This window comes from Corynebacterium sp. AOP40-9SA-29 (assembly GCF_052377405.1).
GTDB lineage: Bacteria > Actinomycetota > Actinomycetes > Mycobacteriales > Mycobacteriaceae > Corynebacterium.
On sequence record NZ_JBQSWR010000001.1, the window covers coordinates 363,820 to 382,451 of the forward strand.

An 18,632-nucleotide genomic window follows, 5' to 3' on the forward strand; every position below is an offset into this window, starting at 1 on the left:
CCGGCACACCGACACCGGCGCCATCACCGGGACCGACGGCTCGTCGGACTAGCCGGCTCGCTCACCTCACAGCCGATCTCCCTGCGGGGGCCGACCGTGTCGCCGAGCAGGCGGCGTCGGCCTCCTGACCGGAATCTGCCGCGCAGTCCCGGTAGTCGACGGCGGTCACTTCCACTGGTCCTCATCATCACCCCAGCCTGCCCGGCGCGCATGAGATAACTGTGGGGCCACGATGGCTCAATGCGTAGCGTCCGATCACAACATGATGGCAGTCCCCGCACGCAGCAACCCCGCAGGTCGGTTACACCAACCTGCGGGGTTGCTCGCTCACTGCCGGGGAACCAAGGCTGCCCGGGGAACCACGGCAGCTACATGCGCCGCCACTCCCCGACCACGAAGGCCTGGGCCACCGGGCCGTCGTGCGAGAGGCTCAGGTGCCAGACGGCATGCCCGTTATCCGGGTCCCCACCACCGAAGTGGCGGGTCAGCGCACCGGTGACCACGGAGTCCAGCGGATCATGCAGCCGAATAAACGGCCGACCCCAGCGGTCCTTGACCACCTCGATCCGTGACCAGTCCATCTTGGCACCGGGGATCTCGTCGCCGGCCTCGGCGGCAGTCCACGCCTTGTAGAACGCCTCCTTCGCCGCCCACCGGGCCGCCAGGTGCTGCGCCTCATTCCCGCTCGTCTCGGCGAGACGGGCACAGGCACGACGCTCGGCACCGGTGAAGGACGCGGCGAACCGCGACCCCGGCAGATCGAGCTGCTCGGCGAACGACGGGATGTCGACCACGTCGATGCCGACACCGATCACGAAGGAGGAACCGGTCACCGCAGCAGACCGTCCTCACCGGCACGGGCCTGCGGGTCGAGCAGCATCGCCGGCTCGGCGGCGTCGATGTCGACGTCCTCGGCGAAGCGACGGTGCCCGATCTCCTCGAACAGGGCGCGGTGGCCGAGCATGCCGGCCTCGCGGCGACGCACGCCGGCGCGCAGGCGGGCGGAAGCGGTCTCCACCCACGCCGTCGCTGCGTCCTCCCCGAGCTGGTTGGCCACGGCGATACGGAAGGCCTCCGGGTGCACCAGTGCCATCAGCGCGGACACGTGACCGAAGCCCAGCGAGGTCAGCAGACCGGCGCGGACCGTGCGGTTGAGCTGCATCGGCTCACGCAGCCAGACCAGGTTCGGCGCGGAGGCCATCTCCGGGTCCACGCAGTCCAGCGAACGGTTCGCCGGGATGCGCGAGGTGCGGAACATATCGCCCAGGCCGGCGGTCTGGAAGACAGCGGCACCACCCTTGGCGTGTCCGGTGAGCGTCTTCTGCGAGACGACGTACATCGGGTTGCCCTCGGTACGGCCCATCGCCGCGGCCAGGCGAGTGTGCAGGCGCGACTCGTTCGGGTCGTTGGCGTTGGTGGACGTGTCGTGCTTGGAGACCACCGAGATGTCGTCGGCGGAGACGCCGAGCTTGGCGAGCTCCTTCGACAGCTTCGAGCCCTGCCCGCCGCGTCCGGCCGCCAGCGCGCCCATACCCGGAGCGGGGATGGAGGTGTGCGCGCCATCGGCGAAGGACGCCGCGTAGCCGACCACGGACTGCACCGGCAGACCCAGCTTCGCCGCGACGGAACCGCGGGTCAGCAGGATCGTGCCGCCACCCTGGGCCTCAACGAAGCCGCCGCGACGGCGGTCGTTGGCCCGGGAGTAGAAGCGCTCGTTGAGGCCCTTGGCGGCCATGGCGTCCGAGTTGGCGGTGGCGTTCATCGAGGCGAACCCGCTGATGGACTCCACCGACATGTCATCGGTGGCACCGGCGACCACGAAGTCGGCCTTGCCGAGCTTGATCTTGTCGACGCCCTCCTCCACGGAGACCGCGGCGGTGGCGCAGGCGCCGACCGGGTGGATCATCGCACCGTAGCCGCCGACGTAGGCCTGCATGGTGTGCGCGGCCACGACGTTGGGCAGCGTCTCCTGCAGGATGTCGGACGGGATGTCCTCCTCCAGGAAGCGGTCGACGAAGAGCTTGCGCATCGACGTCATGCCGCCGAAGCCGGTGCCCTGGGTCATCGCCACGTCCGAGGGGTGCACGGCCTGCAGGATCTCTGCCGGGGTGAAGCCGGCGGAGAGGTAGGCGTCCACGGTGGCCACGAGGTTCCACACGGCGATCCGGTCGATGGCCTCGACCATCGAGGCCGGCACGCCCCAGCGGGTGGGGTCGAAGTCCGTCGGGAACTGGCCGCCGACCTTGCGTGCCAGGGTGGCACGGCGCGGCACGCGCGCACGGGCACCGGGCAGTCGGGTGATGGACCACTCGCCGGTCCCCTCGTCCACGGTTGCCCGGGTGAAGTCCGGGTCGGCCTCGACGAAGGTCTGGGCGGCCTCGGCGGAGTCCACCGAGAAGGTGACCTCGCGGTCGAGGAAGATCTCCGCGGCCTGCGGGGTGTGCACGTCCTCGAGTGCGACGTCGTCGACGAAGGTGCGCACACCGGCGCGGGCGGCGACCTCGTCGCGGTAGCGCGGGAAGATCTCCTCCTCGGGCACGATCTCGCCCTTGGCGTCGTACCAGCCGGCGACCGGGGTGTCCTTCCAGGTCAGAAGGCCCGTCATCCAGGCGAGCTCAAGCACGCCGGCAGCGGTGAGGTCCACGGACCCGTCGGCCTGCACGCCGTACTCCGCCTCGAAGCGGGTACGTCCGGAGCCCCAGGCGCTGACCTCGCCGAGACCCACGACGACAACCATGTCGTCCAGGTCGGCGCTGACCTCGCCCCAGGCCGCGTCGCCCTCGACGGCGACGGGCTGAGCGGCGCGCACCGGCGACGGCAGCGCGTTGACGGTGACCGGGGCCTGGGTGGCCTCGGCGTCCGCACCAGCGGCGACGGTGTCGAAGGCACCGTCGGCGATGGCCTGCTCGCGCAGTTCGGTGAGGTTGATCTTGTCGAGCCCACCGGTCAGGTCGGCGTCGACCGGTCCGATGGACGCGGCGGCGCGGATCTCCGAGGAGCACAGGCGAACGAGCTCGCCGGCGATGTCGGACGGCGTCCACACGCGGACCCCGGCCTCGACGGCGGCGTCGACGAGCGGGTCGTTGCCGCCCATCAGACCGGTGCCGGCGACCCAGCCGATGCGCGGGTGCGCGATGGTGACGCGCCCGCCCCACGGCTCATTGGACCACTTGTTGCTGATCGCGTCGAAGGCGGCCTTGGTCTCGCCGTAGGCACCGTCGCCGCCGAAGGTTCCGCGGTTCGGGGAACCCGGCAGGACGACGTGCAGACGGTGAGCCAGGTTCGCCTCGTGGCCGATGCGGGACAGGGCGGTGAAGGACCGCTCCACGCTCCACAGCAGCAGGCGGGCCTGGGTTTCGGCGTTTCCGCCGGCATCCTCGACCGTGCCGGACACCGTGGGTGCGGCGAAGGGCAGGAAGAGGTCCGGGACGAGAGCCGGCTTGACCAGCTTCTTCTCGGAGCCCACGGTCTCGGTCTGCTCATTGCCGATCCACTCGACCAGGGCGTCGATGTCGCGGTAGCTCGACAGGTTCGCCGGGACCAGCCAGATCTGCGCACCGGCACAGGCGTGCTCGCGGTAGAGCTTCTTGATGAACTCCAGGCGGGCCGGGCTGATGCGCGACGCGGAGATCACCACGGTGGCGCCCTGCGAGAGCAGGTCGCCGACCACTCCACCGGTGATGGACGCCGGGGTCACGCCGGTGACGACGGCGACCTGTCCGGCGAAGTCGCCGGTGGTCTCCTCGTCGCGCGCCTCGGCGGCGATGCTGGTGAAACGGGACGCCAGCTGTGCGTCGGAGACGTGGTCGGCCCACCAGTCGGCGTGCTTGGCCACGGTCTCGCCGGTGCCTCGGAAGGTGGCGGTATCGGCGATCTCGCCGCCCTCGGCCAGACGGGAGATGTCCTCGCGGGCGGTGGCCCACCGGTCGTCGATGAGGATGGCGCGACGCTCGTCGAAGACGGGCGCGACCTGCTTGGGCCAGGTGGCACCGAGCTCCTCGCTGACGGCCTGCAGCACCGCTGCGGTCTCATCGGCCTCGGGGTCGCCGAAGGACGAGGAGGCGGGCACGTCGAGGTCAAGGTCGTGCAGGATGTGGCGGGCCAGGTTGGCCAGCACACCCTCGTCGCCGGTGACCTCCTGGGCGAAGGCGTCGAGCGCGGCGGAGTCCACCGTGCCGCCGCCGGAGCCGCCGGCGCTGGGCTTGGCCACGGGGATGCCGTGGGCGGTACCGACCTGGGTGACGGCCTCGTCGACGATGGCGTTGACGTCGGTCATCGACGTCGCCGAGGTCGGCAGGGACGACAGGTCGCCACCGCGGGCGGAGGCGCCCTCACGCGAACCGAGCAGGATCTGCGCGGTGGCGTGGTCGACCCAGCCCGGTCCGAGCTCCCAGGTGCCGGTGACGCGGTCGGCGATGGCGGTGGCCTTCGCACCCGCGGCACCGAAGAGCTTGCGCAGCCGGTCCTTGACGGCCTCGCTGAGCACCGGGCCGAATGCGGAGTAGTTGTGCGCCGCGGCGTCCACGGTGGCGGACAGCGTGGTCACGTCGGCCTCGGCGGCACCCTCGACGCTGGACAGGCCCAGCTCCGCGGAGATGTCCATGAGCAGCTGGTTGAGCCGCGAGGACACGCCGTTGGTCAGCGTACCGGTGGTGTCGGCACCACCGATCTGCTCCGGACGCAGCTTGTTGGCGTAGGCCAGCAGCGTCTTGATCGCATCGGACGCCTTGTAGGGCAGGTCCGCGGGACGCTCGACGGAGCCGGCCGGTGCCGGGGGCTCCGGGGTGGCGTAGCCCTCGTCGACGGCGGGGGACGGTGCGGACGCGTCGGGACGCGCCTCGGCGACGACGTCACCGGTGGCCACGGCGTCCTGCTCTGCGGGAGCCTCGTCAGCCGCCGGCGCGGCGGGAGCCTCGATGGTCTGGACGTCCTCGTGGTAGACGGCCTTCTCATCGCGCTGCACGTTGCGCACGGCGACGTCGGCGCCGGTGAAGCGCGGCAGGCGCAGCGTCTTGGTCGCCAGGTTCGCCAGCGTCGGGGCGGCACCGAGGCCGACCTCGACGAGCTCGTCGATGTCCAGGCGGTCGGTGGCCAGGAGCAGGTCCTGGGTCTCGATCCAGCGCACCGGGGAGGCGAACTGCCAGCACAGCAGCTCGATGAACAGGGTGCGCGCCACCTCGGCGCGTCCTGCCTCGTCCTTGGTACGGGCGTCCCAGTTATCGAGCACGGCCTGAGCCGGCTCGGCGGGGACCACGTCCAGGATGGACTGCACGAACTCACGGGTCAGCTCGAACGGGCGGGCCACGAGGTTCGGGATGTAGCGTCCCACCAGGACCTCATGGTCGATGGTCGCGGGCAGGAGGTCGTCGAGCTTCTCGCGGAAGTCGGGCACACCGGGGTGCAGCACGCGCGAGTGGAAGGGCACGTCGATGCCCGGGACCATCATGAACGAGCCCTTGCCGCCGGCGGCGGCGGTGCGCTCGGCGGCGTCCTTCTGCAGGGCGTCCAGGCCGGCAACGGTGCCGGCGACGGAGTACTGCTCGCCGGCGAGGTTGAAGTTCACGATCTCCAGGAACTCACCGGACTTCGTCGCCACGGACTCGACGTACTCCACGACGTGGTCGTCGTCGACGCCGAACTGGTTGGGACGCAGAGCACCCATCCGGTAGTTCGAGCGGCCGTTCTCATCGCGCGGGATGAGGTGGTGCATGGTGGAGCCGCGGTGGAACACGACCTCCAGCACGGTCTCCTGCTCGATGGTTCCGGCGTACGCCGACAGGGCGGTGTACTCGCCGAGCGAGTGGCCGGCGTAGTAGGCGTCGGCAACCAGGGCGTCCGCTTCACGCAGGCGTGCGGTCTGTGCCAGCGCCAGGGTCGCCAGGGCAACCTGGGTGAACTGGGTCAGGTACAGCACGCCGTCCGGGTGCTGGTAGGTCACACCGTTGGCGGTCAGCGACGTGGGGTTGTCGCGCACCACGGTGAGGATGGAGAAGTCCAGGGTGGCGCGGGTGTGCGCGTCGGCGCGCTCCCAGACCTCCGCGGTCGCCTTCGAGGCGGCGCGCTCGTCCAGGCCCATGCCCTTGGACTGGATGCCCTGGCCGGGGTACACGTACGCGGTGGACGGGGCGGCGGTGACGGCGGTGCCCTGGGACACGAGCTCGTCGTTGATCCGGCAGGTCACCTCCAGCAGCAGTCCGCCGCCGGCGACGCGTCCGGTGCGCTCGACCTGGATGTCCACCGGGTCACCGAGCTGGACGAGGCCGAACATGCGGTACGTCCAGCCGAGGATGCGGTGGCCGGAGCCGGCGGCGGACGCCGCGTGCTGGGCGGTGGCCGAGAGCCACATGCCGTGCACCAGCGGTGCCTGCAGCCCGGCGACGCGGGCGGCGACGTGGCTGGTGTGGATCGGGTTGAAGTCACCGGAGACCCATGCGAAGGGGGTCATCTCCGCCGGGGCGTTGACGCGGGTGCGCAGCAGCGTGGAGCGCGGGGTGTCGGTGACCTCCGCGCCGGTGCCGCCGGCGGCCGCCGGCTCGGCCGGCGGGGTGGTACCGAAGGCACGGCCACGGATGGCGAAGCGCTCGGTCTGGCGTCCCAGCAGGACGCCCTCGGCGTCGTGCATGTGGTGGTGCACGGTGACGACGCGTCCGGAGGACGACTCCTCGATGCCGGCGGCCCAGCTGGACACGGTGACGGTCAGCGGGGCGCGGGCGGCGAGCTCCCCGGCGGAGACCTCCAGGGCCACGGTGTGGTCCAGGTGCACGGCGTTGAGCAGGCCCTCGATGACGGGGTACTCGTTGACCGTGGCCGAACCCAGTGCCGCGTAGATCGCCGGCCAGCAGGTGCCGAGCAGGGCGTCCGGCACGATGGAGGCGCGGGTAGCGCCGCCACCGACCGCGGAGAGGTCGCCGAGGTCGTCGCCGGTCACGCCGGCGTGCTCGGAGCCCAGGGAGCCGGTGAGGGTGAAGTCGTAGCTGAACGTGCCGAAGGGAGTCTCGTCGGTGGTGGAACCGGCGACCTTGGTCGGCATCGCGCTGATCTCATCGCCGGTGACGGCGGTGTTACCCACACCGGCGGTACCGGCGAGCAGCCCGTACATGGTGTCGGGCAGACGGTCCTCGTCGACGACGGGCATGCCGCCGGTGATGCTGGTGGTGTCCAGGATCAGCGGGACGGGCAGGCTGCGCACGGCGTGGACCTGCGCGTCGCCGGAACCGGCGGCGGTGTCGTCCCAGAAGGTGTCCAGGTGCAGGTCGATGGTGACGGTGACGGGGTTGCCGTCGGAGCCGTCGTTGGTGACCACCAGGTCGTAGCGGTCCTCGTCGATGACGTGGGCCGGGTTGTCCATCAGGTGGCCGGTCCAGGAGATGTAGGGCACGGCCTTGAGCAGGGACTCCACGTCCACTGCGTCCTCGGTGCGCGACCACGCGGTGACCGGCTCGGTGTCGGCGATGCGGGCGCGGCAGGCCTCCTCGAAACGTCCGAGGAGGTCGGCGACGGGCTCGTCGACGGTGGTGATGCCGGAGACCGAGACCGGTCCCGGGATGATGCGCACCTGGTCAGCGGAGTAGCGGTCGTCCTGGGCCTGCCAGAGGCAGTCCTTGCCCCACCAGGCGAGGAGATCCTCGTCGATGGCGGGCACGAAGCCCATGGGCTTGGGGTACTTGCGGCACAGGGCGATGAACCAGGCGGTGTCCAGCGGGGTCAGGGTGTCGACCTCGGCGGACGGGTAGGCGGCCACGAGGGTCTCCACCGCGGCGGTGGGATCCTCGGCGGACTCCACCGTGGGGAACAGGGTCTCCACCGGGCCGTGCTCGGCGCTGGTCAGGCGGGCCTCGACGCGCTGCAGGAGTTCCTGGAAGCGCTGCAGCCAGGACGGGTCGACCCACGGGAAGCTCAGCTCGGCGAAGCGGCGGACGACCTGTGCGTAGGTCATCTCCTCCAGCTCACCGAAGTAGGGCTTGGCGGTCTTGTCCATCGCTTCGATGATCTCGTCGCGGCGGGCGTTGACGGCCTCAAGCGAGCCACCGACCTCCTGGATCAGGCGCATGCACTTGGCGGCGGAGTTGTCGATCTCGTGGATGTCGGCACGCAGGTGCGACAGACCCGAGGTCGCGCCACCGGCGGAGTTGCCGGGGGCGATCCAGCCGCCGTTGGGGGCGGTGAAGGCCGCGCCGGACGCATCGGCGACACCGGGGGTGTCGACGAGCAGCTGCTTGATCTCGTCGGTGGTCTTGGCCTCCTTGGCGGTCATCGCCGCGGTGCCGACGAGCACGCCGTCGACCGGCATGGACGGCAGGCCGAGGGCCACCGACCAGTCACCGGAGAGGTAGTCGGCGGAGCGCTCGGGCGTGCCGATGCCGCCGCCGACGCAGAGCACCACGTTCTTCTGACGACGGATCTCCGCGTAGGTGGCGGTGAGCAGGTCGTCGAGGTTCTCCCAGGAGTGGTGGCCACCGGCGTGGCCGTCCTCGACCTGCAGGATGATGCTGGTGCCGGTGTCCTCGATCTGGCGGGCGATGCCCAGGCCGGCGCGGATCTGGTTGACGGTGCCGGGCTTCAGCGCGATGTGCGAGAAACCGGACTGACGCAGCGCTCCGATGACCTCGGGTGCCTCATCGGGCTCGGGGATGCCGGCGGAGATGACCACGCCGTCCAGCGGTGCGCCGGACTCGCGGGCCTTGGAGACCACGCGCTGGCCGCCGAAGTGGAGGTTCCACAGGTAGCGGTCCATGAACATGGCGTTGAACTGCACGGCACGGCCCGGCTCGAGCAGTCCCTTGAGCTTGGTGAGGTTGGCGTCGAAGACCTCGGCGGTGACCTGTCCACCACCGGCCATCTCGGCCCAGTAGCCGGCGTTGGCGGCGGCGGCGACGATCTCGGGGTCCACGGTGGTCGGCGTCATGCCGGCGAGCAGCACCGGGGAACGGCCGGTCAGGCGGGAGAACGCGGTCTCCACGACCTGTCCGGTGGGCAGGTCGAGCAGGCGCGGAGCGTAGGACGACCAGTCGACGGTGCGCTCCGGGTCCGGGCCCGGTGCGGCGAGCGCGTCGACGTCGTCGAGGCTGCCGGCGGCGACGATGCCGGCGCCGGAGCCCTCGATGACCTCGGCGGAGATCTTGGAGGCGACGACACCGGGGCCGACGTCCAGGAACCACGCGGAGCCACCGTCACGGGCGGCGGCGACCTGGTCGACCCAGTCGACGTGGTCGGTCAGCACGGCGCGGGCGAAGCGCTCCGCAGCGTCCGCGGCGAGGCCGCAACGTCCTGCCCAGGCGACGACCTGCTCCACCGCGGGCTCCATGGAGCTGTGGTGGAAGGGCACGGTGACTTCGAGGTACTCGGTCTGCGGGGACAGCGGGGCACCGCCGCGGGTCTTCGCGGTGAGCTCGGCGGCATCCTTCTCGCCGAGCTGCAGCACGGTCTGCTCGACGACACCCAGGTCCTCCGGGGTGCCAGAAAGGATGAAGCGGCGACGGCCGTTGTGGATGGCGACCTCGACGTCCACGCCGGCGTCGGCGATGACGGCGTCGAGGTGGGTGCTCTCCAGGCCACGCACGGAGAGCATCGGGGTGTGCTCGCCGACGGCGAAACCGGCGGAGCGGGTGGTGCGCGCTGCGGCGGCACCGATCAGCCTGGCAACGGCGAAGACCTCGGCGTCCGACGGGCCGTCCTCGGCGACGAAGGCGGCACCCAGCACGCCCTGGGAGTGGCCCAGGGCGGTGGCGCGACCGTCGGCGACAGCGGCGACGGCGTCGAAGCCGGCACCCTTGAGCGCGGAGAGCTGCGCGTACTGCACGGCGGTGATGCCAGGCACCGACAGCGCGGCGGAGACGGGGCCAGCGGAGGTGGCCGCGTTACCGGCGAGACGCTCCAGCGTCAGGGCGCCGGCCGTGGCGGCGGTGAGCTCGGCGGCGACCGGGGCGAGCAGGTCGTCCGACGCGGTGATCAGCCCGCGGATCTCGCCGGCCAGCGTGGGGTCCTCGGCGAGCTGCGCGCAGGCGGGACGCCAGGGGGTGGCCTGACCGCCGAAGAGCAGGGTGGTCTTCTCGTCGCCGCCGTTCAGACGGGAGAGGAAGCTGGAGGAAGAGTCAGTCATGATGTCCTTAGTTGTCCGACGGTTCTCTGCAGGGGTCACAGGGGCCCGTTGGAGTGGAACTTGAAGTGGCGGCGATCGCGATCCTTGGTGCGCAGGGAACGCAGCGCGGAGGCCAGGGTGTCGCGGGTGTCCGCGGGGACGACGATGCGGTCGATCTCACCGGTCTCGACGGAGAAGTTCGGGTTGATGTTCTCCGCCTGGTACTCGTCGGCCAACTGCTTGGTGTAGTCGGCCTTCTCCTCGTCGGGAACCGCGGCGATGTCGCGGCGACGCAGGATCTGCACGGCACCCTCGGCACCCATCACGGCGATCTCGGCGTCCGGCCATGCGAAGGCGAAGTCCGCGCCGATGCCCTTGGAGCCCATCACGATGTAGGCGCCGCCGTAGGACTTGCGGGTGATCATGGTGACCACCGGGACGGTGCAGTTGCCGTAGGCGTAGATGACCTTCGCGCCACGGCGGATGATGCCGGCGCGCTCCTGCTCGGCACCGGGCAGGTAGCCGGGCACGTCGACCAGGGTGACGACCGGGAGGCCGAAGGCGTCGCAGCAGCGCACGAAACGGGCGGTCTTCTCCGACGCCTCGACGTCCAGCGTGCCGGCGTTGTGCATGGGCTGGTCGGCGACGATGCCGACCGGCTTGCCCTCGATGCAGGCGAAACCGATGACGATCGAGCGGGCCCAGTGCTCCTGGACCTCCACGAACTCACCGTGATCGACGAGGGACTCGATGACCTCGACGACGTCGTAGGGCATACGGTTGTCCGCCGGGACGATGTCGCCGACACCGCGGGAGGCCTCGATGTCCTCCTTGGTGGGGACGTAGTCGTAGGACGGGGTCTCGTCGTTGCAGTTCTGCGGCAGGTAGTTGAGCAGGGCGCGGGCGTAGTCGATCGCGTCCTCCTCGTCCTCGGCGAGGTAGTGGGCCACACCGGAGACGCTGTTGTGCATCTCCGCGCCGCCCAGGTCGTCCAGGCTGATCTGCTCGCCGGTCACGGCCTTGACCACGTCCGGGCCGGTGACGAACATGTGCGAGTTCTCGCGCGGCATGATCACGAAATCCGTGAGCGCCGGGGAGTACACCGCACCGCCGGCACACGGGCCGAGGATCAGGGAGATCTGCGGGATGAACCCGGAGGCCTCGCAGGACTTGCGGAAGATACGGCCGTACCACGACAGGGCGGCGACGCCCTCCTGGATCCGGGCTCCGCCGGAGTCCAGCAGGCCGAAGCAGGGAACCCGCTCGGCGATCGCACGGTCGATGATGTCCGTGATCTTCTGGCCCTCGACCTTGCCGAGGGTGCCGCCGCGGATGGAGAAGTCCTGGGCGTAGATGGCGACGGTGCGTCCGTCGATGGTGCCGAAGCCGGTGGCCACGGCGGAACCGAGGAAGCCCTCGGCGGGGTCGCCGCCGAAGAAACGGCCGTACTCCACGAAGGAGCCCTCGTCGCAGAGCATCGCGATGCGCTCACGCGCGGTGTACTTGCCCTTGCCGTGCTGGAACTTCTGGGCCTTCTCGTCCGCGGCGGCGGCGAGTGCGTCGTAGTCGACGGAGGCCTTCGCGGCGATCTTCTCGATCTTGGCGGTCTTGTCGGTCTTCTCGGCGGCGGTCATTCTGCGGCCTCCTCGGTGCTCTCGGCGTTGATGTGCAGCAGCGTGTCGCCGGCGTTGACGTTCTGGCCGACTGCGACGTCGATGGACTCGATGGTTCCCCCGGCCGGGGCGTGGATGTACTTCTCCATCTTCATCGCCTCCAGGACGATGACCACGTCACCCTCACCGACGGTCGCACCGGGCTCGGTGCCCATGCGCACGACGATGGCCTGCATCGGCGACTTCAGTGCGCCCTCGGCGGTCAGCGACTCGCCGACCGGGGCGGCACCTGCGGCGGCCTCGCCGCCACGACGCCGGGAACCGCGACGCGGCTGGCTGCGTCGGACACGAGAGCCGATCTCCTGGCCCATCTCGCCCAGGTTGCCGAGCCCGCTCTGCATCATCGAACCGAGGTTCGCCAGCCCGTCGGGCAGGGTGATGCGGTGGCGACGGCCGTCGATCTGCGCGGTGAAGGTGCGCAGTGCAGCGGCGATGCTGCCCTCGTCGTCGTCCCCGTCGGAGTCGGAACCGAGGTTCTCCATGTCCACGGCCGGCAGGAAGGTCGTCTCCAGCCAGCGGGTACGCACCCGCAGGTCGCCGTGGTCGTTGGTGGCGTCGAAGTCCGGGTGAGCCATGATCAGGTCCAGCACCGGGGTGGAGGTGGCGATGCCCTTGATGGACAGCTCGCCGAGGGCGCGGCGTGCCCGGGCGATCGCGCGGGGACGGTCCGGACCAGTGACGATGAGCTTGGCGATCATCGAATCGAACTCCGGGGAGACCTTGTCGCCGAGACGCACACCGGTCTCGATGCGCACCCCGTGGCCGGCCGGCCACTCGAGTTCCTTGATCTTGCCCGCGGTCGGGGTGAGGTCCTTGGCCGGGTCCTCGGAGGTCAGACGCAGCTCGATGGAGTGGCCGCGGATCTCGGGAACCTCGGGGATGTTGCCGCCGTCGGCGATGGTGAACTGCGCCTCCACGAGGTCGAGCCCGGTGACCTCCTCGGAGACGGTGTGCTCGACCTGCAGGCGCGGGTTGACCTCCAGGAAGAAGAGTTCACCCTCCTCGGTGAGCATGAACTCGCAGGTGCCCAGACCCACGTAGTCGGTGTGGTCGAACAGGGCCTTGGACCACTTCTGCAGGGTCTCGTCGGCGCCCTCGGGCAGGAACGGTGCCGGGGCCTCCTCGATGACCTTCTGGTGGCGGCGCTGCACCGAGCAGTCGCGCGTGGTGACCACGGCGAAGTTGCCGTGGGAGTCGCGCATGCACTGGGTCTCGATGTGACGGCCGGAGACGATGAAACGCTCCATGAAGAACTTGTCCAGGTCACCGCCGGCCATCGCGTGGCCCGCGGCGAAGGTCTTCAGATCCTCATCAGTGCGGATGACCTCGATGCCGCGTCCGCCGCCTCCGTCGGAGCGCTTGAGGACGATCGGGTAGCCGTGTGCGGCGACGAAGTCGTCGACCTCCTCCATGGACTGCACCGGGTCGGTGGTGCCGGGCACCGGCGAGACGCCGGCGGCCAGGGCGGTGCGCCGCGCGCTGATCTTGTCGCCGAGCTGGCGGATCGTGTCCGCGGCCGGGCCGAGCCAGATCAGCCCGGCGTCCGCGACGGCCTGGGCTGCGTCCGGCACCTCGGAGAGGAAGCCGTAGCCGGGGTGGATGGCATCCGCCCCGGAACGCTGTGCGACGTCGATGATCTTGGCGATGTCGAGGTAGGTCTCCTGGAGGGTGGTGCCCTCCAGCGAGTACGCGTCATCGGCCAGGGCGACTGCAGGCGAGTCGATGTCCTGGTCGGAGTACACGGCAACGGAACGAAGTCCCAGGTCACGAGCAGTACGGACGACACGTGCGGCGATCTCGCCACGATTGGCCACGAGGATGGTGGTCGGCATCGGGCTCCTTTCGGAGAGTTGGTTCATGAAGGGCTCATCGCAACGCATGCCCGACATAGTTCGGGCATGGTTCGCGTGAATAGGGATGAACTCTAGGAACCGCTACGGACAGCTCCGACCCATTCTGTTCTGCACATATATGTGCCCCACCCCCGTGCCCCTCCCCGCGACGGCGAACATTGAGGGAGTTTCCTTAGGTCAACAAGTGTTTTTCTGGACCATAGGAACCCCTTCGGCCAACTACCCCCGCCCCCACCCTGGCGACGCCCAACCCCGCCGCCATGTGCCTTGCGTCACTCTATGCGGACACCTTTACCGACATAGTGATTACAAGATTGTCATCCCCCCAAAGAAACAACCCTGTACGCGGCCGCTTTCTTACTCCCCGAGCCTGCTTGTGGACACGATCATCGGCACCTGACCTGCAACGCGAGCCCATGCGCCAGCCTTGAACAGTGTGCTCTTGGAGTCCGAGGCCTGCCAGTCGATCGCCATCTTGATGTTGCCGGGCCACACCCCGAGCAGGAACAGCGATGCCGGCTTCGCCGACGCCGCCCGGGTGGACGGGTTCGCGATCGCCGCGGCGAGGGCGAGTTCAATGACCCCGCTCCCCCACGTCCAGTACTTCTGCTCGCCGGGAAGTTCCTCCGGGACGATGGAGTCGAAGAAACGGCGCTGCGCGAAATGCAGCACCCCGGCTCCGCCGAAGACGGTGGCCCAGACTGCTGCCCTGGCATTCGCGAGGTTCTTGTTTCGTGTGGTCATGCCCCTCACGCTACGCCCACGCTGACCCCCTGTCAGCGCTTTCGTGGGCTAGGACACCCTGGTGAGGTAAATGCCGCTTATGCGGCTTGTGCGGCCATTATCGGATCGCGGTGCGCCCCTCGAAGGCGCGCGAGAGCGTCAACTCGTCGACAAACTCGAGGTCCCCGCCCATCGGGATTCCCGAGGCCAACCGGGACACGGTCAGCCCGGGGAACTCCTTGAGCAGGCGGCCCAGGTACGCAGCCGTGGCCTCGCCCTCGGTGTTTGGGTCGGTGGCGATGATGACCTCGGTAATGTCCGGGGCGTCCGCCACCGTGCCGTCTGCGGCGACGACATCATCCACCCGACCGCCGATGCGTTGCACCAGCGCGGTGACGTTGAGTTCCTTCGGACCGATGCCGTTCAGCGGGTCCAGGGCACCGCCGAGGACGTGGTAGCGCCCGTCGTACTCACCGGTGCGCTCGATGACCTGGATATCCTTCGACTCCTCGACGACGCACACGATGGTGGCGTCGCGGGTGGAGTCCGCGCAGATCCGGCAGACCTCCTCGGAGGAGACGTTGTGGCAGATCCGGCAGTAGCGCACGCCGTTCTGCAGGCGTGACAGCGCGCCGGTGAGCCTGTCCAGCTCCTCCGGCTCTGCCTGGAGGAGGTGGAAGGCGATGCGTTGGGCGCTCTTGGGCCCCACCCCGGGGAGGCGGGAGAACTCGTCGATCACGTCCTGGAGGGGACCTTCGAACACGGTGGACTCGTCCTAGAAGCCGAGGCCGTCGAGGCCCTGGGACAGCGGCCCCATCTTCTCGTTGGAGAGGTTCTTGAGGTTCTCTCCGGCGTCCTGGTAGGCGCCGATGACGAGGTCCTGGAGGGTCTCGACGTCCTCCGGGTCCACCACGGACGGGTCGATGGAGAGGCTCTCCACCTCACCCGAGCCGCGCAGGGCGACCTTGACCAGGCCGTTGCCGGCGGTGCCCTCGACGGTGGAGGCCATGATCTCGGCCTGCGCCTCCTGGAGCTGCTGCTGCATCTGCTGGGCCTGGGCCATGATCTGGTTCATGTCGGGCTGGCTCACGGTGTGTTCCCTTCGCTGTTGGTTCAGGTCGATCGTTCTGGTCTTCTACCCCGACAGAGTTTACCTGCTGACGGCGTCTGTAACTGATTCAGGGAAGACGGTGCCCGGCGGCGCGCAGCAGCCGGTACCACTCGCTGCGGGAGAGTTCGACGTTCGCACCGTCGGACGCCTCGGCGAAGCGGGACGGATCGGTGGAGCCGAGGACGACCTGCATGCGCGCGGGGTGGCGCAGGATCCAGGCGGTCGCGACCGCTGCGGGGCCGACGCCGTGGGCGTCGCCAATCTCCTCGAGCACGGCGTTGAGCTCGGCGTACCCAGGGTCGCCGAGGAACACCCCGCGTTCCGTCCCCTTCTGAAACGGCGACCACGCCTGCACCGTGATGCCGTGGAGGCGGCAGTAGTCGAGGACGCCACCGCCGTCGACGTCCACCGCACCGGGTTCCCCGACGATGTTGGCGTTGAGTCCCTGGGTGATGATCGGCGCGTGGGTGATCGACAACTGCAGCTGGTTGACGACCAGCGGCTGCCGGACCGCAGTCTTGAGAAGGTCAATCTGCCGGGGCGTGTGGTTCGAGACCCCGAAGGCGCGCACCTTGCCCGTGGCCTCGAGCTCGTCGAAGGCCCGGGCGACCTCGTCTGGTTCCACGAGTGCGTCCGGGCGGTGCAGCAGCAGGACGTCGAGACGATCGGTGCGCAGCGCCGTCAGCGACTCCTCGACGGTGGCGATGATGTGCTCGTAGGACGAGTCGTAGTACGGGCCATCGGTGACGATGCCGACCTTGGATTGCAGCACGATCTCATCGCGTTCGGACGCGCTGAGATTCAGCGCATCGGCGAACCTGCTCTCGCAGCGGTGGTAGCCGCCGCCGGGCGCGCCGACGCCGTAGAGGTCGGCGTGGTCGAAGTACGTGACGCCGCGTGCGCGTGCCGTGTCATAGAGCGCACGGATCTCGGCGTCGTTCTTCTCAGCGATCCGCATCATTCCGGCGATGATGGACGGGATGCCAGGGGTTGCGCGGGGGGAGGGTTCGGAGGGGTCGTCGTGGAGTTTTCTCATCGTTCTCCAGTTCTCGCGGACAGGTAAAACTGCACGTTTGTGGGATTGAGCGAGCGCCAGACTACCCCCGGAAACACCCTTCTGTGAGATTGCGACTCTGGATTTTCCGATCGTGACCCTGCTAACATTCGACGCGCGTCGACACCTTACCGCGGAGGCCCCCACCACAGGCACCGCACGGCGCAACGACCTTCCCAAGGAGGTAGCGATGACGCTACGTGAAAGCACGATCGCCGAACAGGATCTCGCGGACGCCCAGTTCGACCCCGCCGACAGTCGAAAACCCCTGATGGACACCAAGTCCATCCTGCTTATGAACCTCGGGTTCTTCGGCGTGAACTACGCGATGGGACTGCAGCAGTCCGCCGTCAACCCCCTCTTCACCATCATCGGGGCAGACCCGGACAACCTTCCGTTGCTCAACCTCGCAGGCCCCGTCACCGGACTCCTGATCCAGCCTGTCATCGGCGTACTCAGCGACCGGACCTGGACACGATGGGGTCGACGCAAGCCGTTCTTCGTCGTCGGTGTGATCGTCGCCGCGCTGATGCTCTTCCTCTTCCCCTTCGTCGCGGCACTGTGGATGGCCGTCGTCCTCCTCTGGATGCTCGATGCCGGCGCGAACACGTCGATGGAGCCCTACCGTGCTCTGATCGCCGACAAGCTCAGGCTCTCCCAACGCACCACCGGCTACCTGCTCCAAGGAATGCTCATTGGTGCCGGCACGGTCGTCGCGAACCTGTCGCTGTTCGTCTTCCAGAAGCTGATATCCGGCAGCAACGCCGCCGGAGTGCCCTACTGGGTTCCCGCCACTTTCTGGGTTGGAGCATGCTTCCTCCTGGTGAGCGTGGCCATCTCCGCAGCCAAGACCAAGGAGATCAAACCGCCGCAGGCTGAGATCGACCGTGTCCGCGCACTGCCGAAGAATCCTGTAGCGGTGTTCTCGGAGATCGTCTATGCCGTCCGCGACATGCCGGCTGGCATGCACAAGATCGGCATCGTTTACATGTTCCAGTGGTACGCACTGTTCATCTGGTGGCAATTCGGATCCCACGTTGTCGGCCAGTCTGCTTACGACGTCGATACCAGCGTGCGCGGGTTCGGCCAGACCCAAGCGTTCCAGGATGCCGCCGGCTGGACTGGTCTCCTCAACGGCTGGTACAACCTCGTCGCCGTGGCCGCCGCGCTGATCATGATCCCGTTGGCCAGACGTTTCGGAGCAAAGTACGTCCACGCTGTGGCACTCGGCGCTGCAGGTATCGGCATGGTGGTCTTCCCGTTCGTCCCCAACGAGTACGCGATGTTCATCCCCATGATCGGCCTCGGCATCGGGTGGGCGAGCGTCTGCTCCTTGCCCTTCGTCATGGTCACCAGCATGGTCCCTGCCGCCAGGATCGGCGTCTACCTTGGCGTCCTGAACATGATGATCGTGGTCCCACAGCTCATCGAGACACTCACCTTCGGTTGGATCTATCGCAACCTGCTCGATTCGAACCCGACCTATGCCTGCCTCGTCGTTGGCGTGATGTTCGCCCTCGGTGGCCTCTCCTCGACATGGATCAACGCGCCCAGGGCCGACGAAGAGTCATCCCTCATGCCCTTCGGCTCCCCGCGTCGCCTCACTTCCGTGTACAAGAAGGTCGTTGTCGGCACCGATGGGTCCGACGAAGCGCTAGTTGCCGTGGGACACGCCGCAGGACTCGCAGCTGCCGCCCAGGCTCGCCTGGTGGTCGTGGTGGCCTACCGTCCGGGCGACCCCAACGAACCCGACGGCCCCGACCAGGCGGCTGTTCACAACGGTGAGACCGGCCCAATGGACGTCGTCGACCCACTCGATGTCATCCACCACCGCCTGTACGGAGAAGAGCAGGCCGACGAGGCCATGCAGAGAACCATCAAGAAGCTGCGGCAAGGCGGATTTACCCGGGTCGATCAGCGGCGGGTTAAGGCGAAACCATCTCGCGCTCTTCTGCGCGTGGCCGGCGCCGACCCGCACAACCTGATCGTCGTGGGCAACCGAGGACGGCGCGCCACGGAAGGCGACGTCCTAGGCTCCATCTCCCGAAGGGTCACCAGCGAGGCCGCATGCAACGTCCTCATTGTGCAGGCAGGCGACGAAGCTCAGGCCAGGGCGGACGAGACCGCCGAAGCCGACTAG

At 68.8% G+C, this 18,632-nt stretch carries 9 protein-coding genes; 1 reads left to right on the forward strand and 8 read right to left on the reverse strand.

Features of this window, described 5'->3' with window-relative positions; translation table 11 throughout:
* Positions 1-368 precede the first annotated feature (368 nt).
* The 8 genes from acpS to ACT3SZ_RS01760 all read right to left on the reverse strand — a co-directional run bounded on the left by acpS (position 369) and on the right by ACT3SZ_RS01760 (position 16,474).
* Positions 369-833 (reverse strand): holo-ACP synthase AcpS, encoded by a 465-nt coding sequence (gene acpS / locus ACT3SZ_RS01725; RefSeq protein WP_444616187.1) that lies wholly within the window; start codon positions 831-833, stop codon positions 369-371.
* Positions 830-10,099, reverse strand: a complete 9,270-nt coding sequence (locus tag ACT3SZ_RS01730) for a fatty acid synthase subunit beta domain-containing protein (protein ID WP_444616188.1) — start codon at positions 10,097-10,099, stop codon at positions 830-832. The genes acpS and ACT3SZ_RS01730 overlap by 4 nt, the downstream gene beginning before the upstream one ends.
* Positions 10,100-10,134: 35 nt before the next feature.
* A complete protein-coding gene (locus ACT3SZ_RS01735) occupies positions 10,135-11,712 on the reverse strand; it encodes an acyl-CoA carboxylase subunit beta (RefSeq protein WP_444616190.1) in 1,578 nt (525 codons plus the stop codon).
* Positions 11,709-13,583 (reverse strand): acetyl/propionyl/methylcrotonyl-CoA carboxylase subunit alpha, encoded by a 1,875-nt coding sequence (locus ACT3SZ_RS01740; RefSeq protein WP_444616192.1) that lies wholly within the window; start codon positions 13,581-13,583, stop codon positions 11,709-11,711. Before ACT3SZ_RS01740 ends, ACT3SZ_RS01735 begins: the two co-directional genes overlap by 4 nt.
* A gap of 378 nt (positions 13,584-13,961) precedes the next feature.
* A complete protein-coding gene (locus tag ACT3SZ_RS01745; RefSeq protein ID WP_301441779.1) occupies positions 13,962-14,348 on the reverse strand; it encodes a DoxX family protein in 387 nt (128 codons plus the stop codon).
* A gap of 97 nt (positions 14,349-14,445) precedes the next feature.
* The gene (recR, locus tag ACT3SZ_RS01750; RefSeq protein WP_444616193.1) at positions 14,446-15,090 is read right to left on the reverse strand and encodes a recombination mediator RecR; all 645 of its coding nucleotides are present in this window, start codon (positions 15,088-15,090) and stop codon (positions 14,446-14,448) included.
* Positions 15,091-15,102: 12 nt separating this feature from the next.
* Positions 15,103-15,417 carry a YbaB/EbfC family nucleoid-associated protein gene (locus ACT3SZ_RS01755; protein WP_301441777.1) on the reverse strand — a complete coding sequence of 105 codons (315 nt, stop codon included), beginning with the start codon at positions 15,415-15,417 and terminating at the stop codon, positions 15,103-15,105.
* Positions 15,418-15,505: 88 nt separating this feature from the next.
* Positions 15,506-16,474 carry an aldo/keto reductase gene (locus ACT3SZ_RS01760; protein WP_444616195.1) on the reverse strand — a complete coding sequence of 323 codons (969 nt, stop codon included), beginning with the start codon at positions 16,472-16,474 and terminating at the stop codon, positions 15,506-15,508.
* Between the two features lie 208 nt (positions 16,475-16,682).
* Between ACT3SZ_RS01760 and ACT3SZ_RS01765 the strand changes: the two genes are divergently transcribed.
* Entirely contained in the window at positions 16,683-18,632 is a 1,950-nt protein-coding gene (locus tag ACT3SZ_RS01765) for an MFS transporter (RefSeq protein ID WP_444616197.1), read from the forward strand.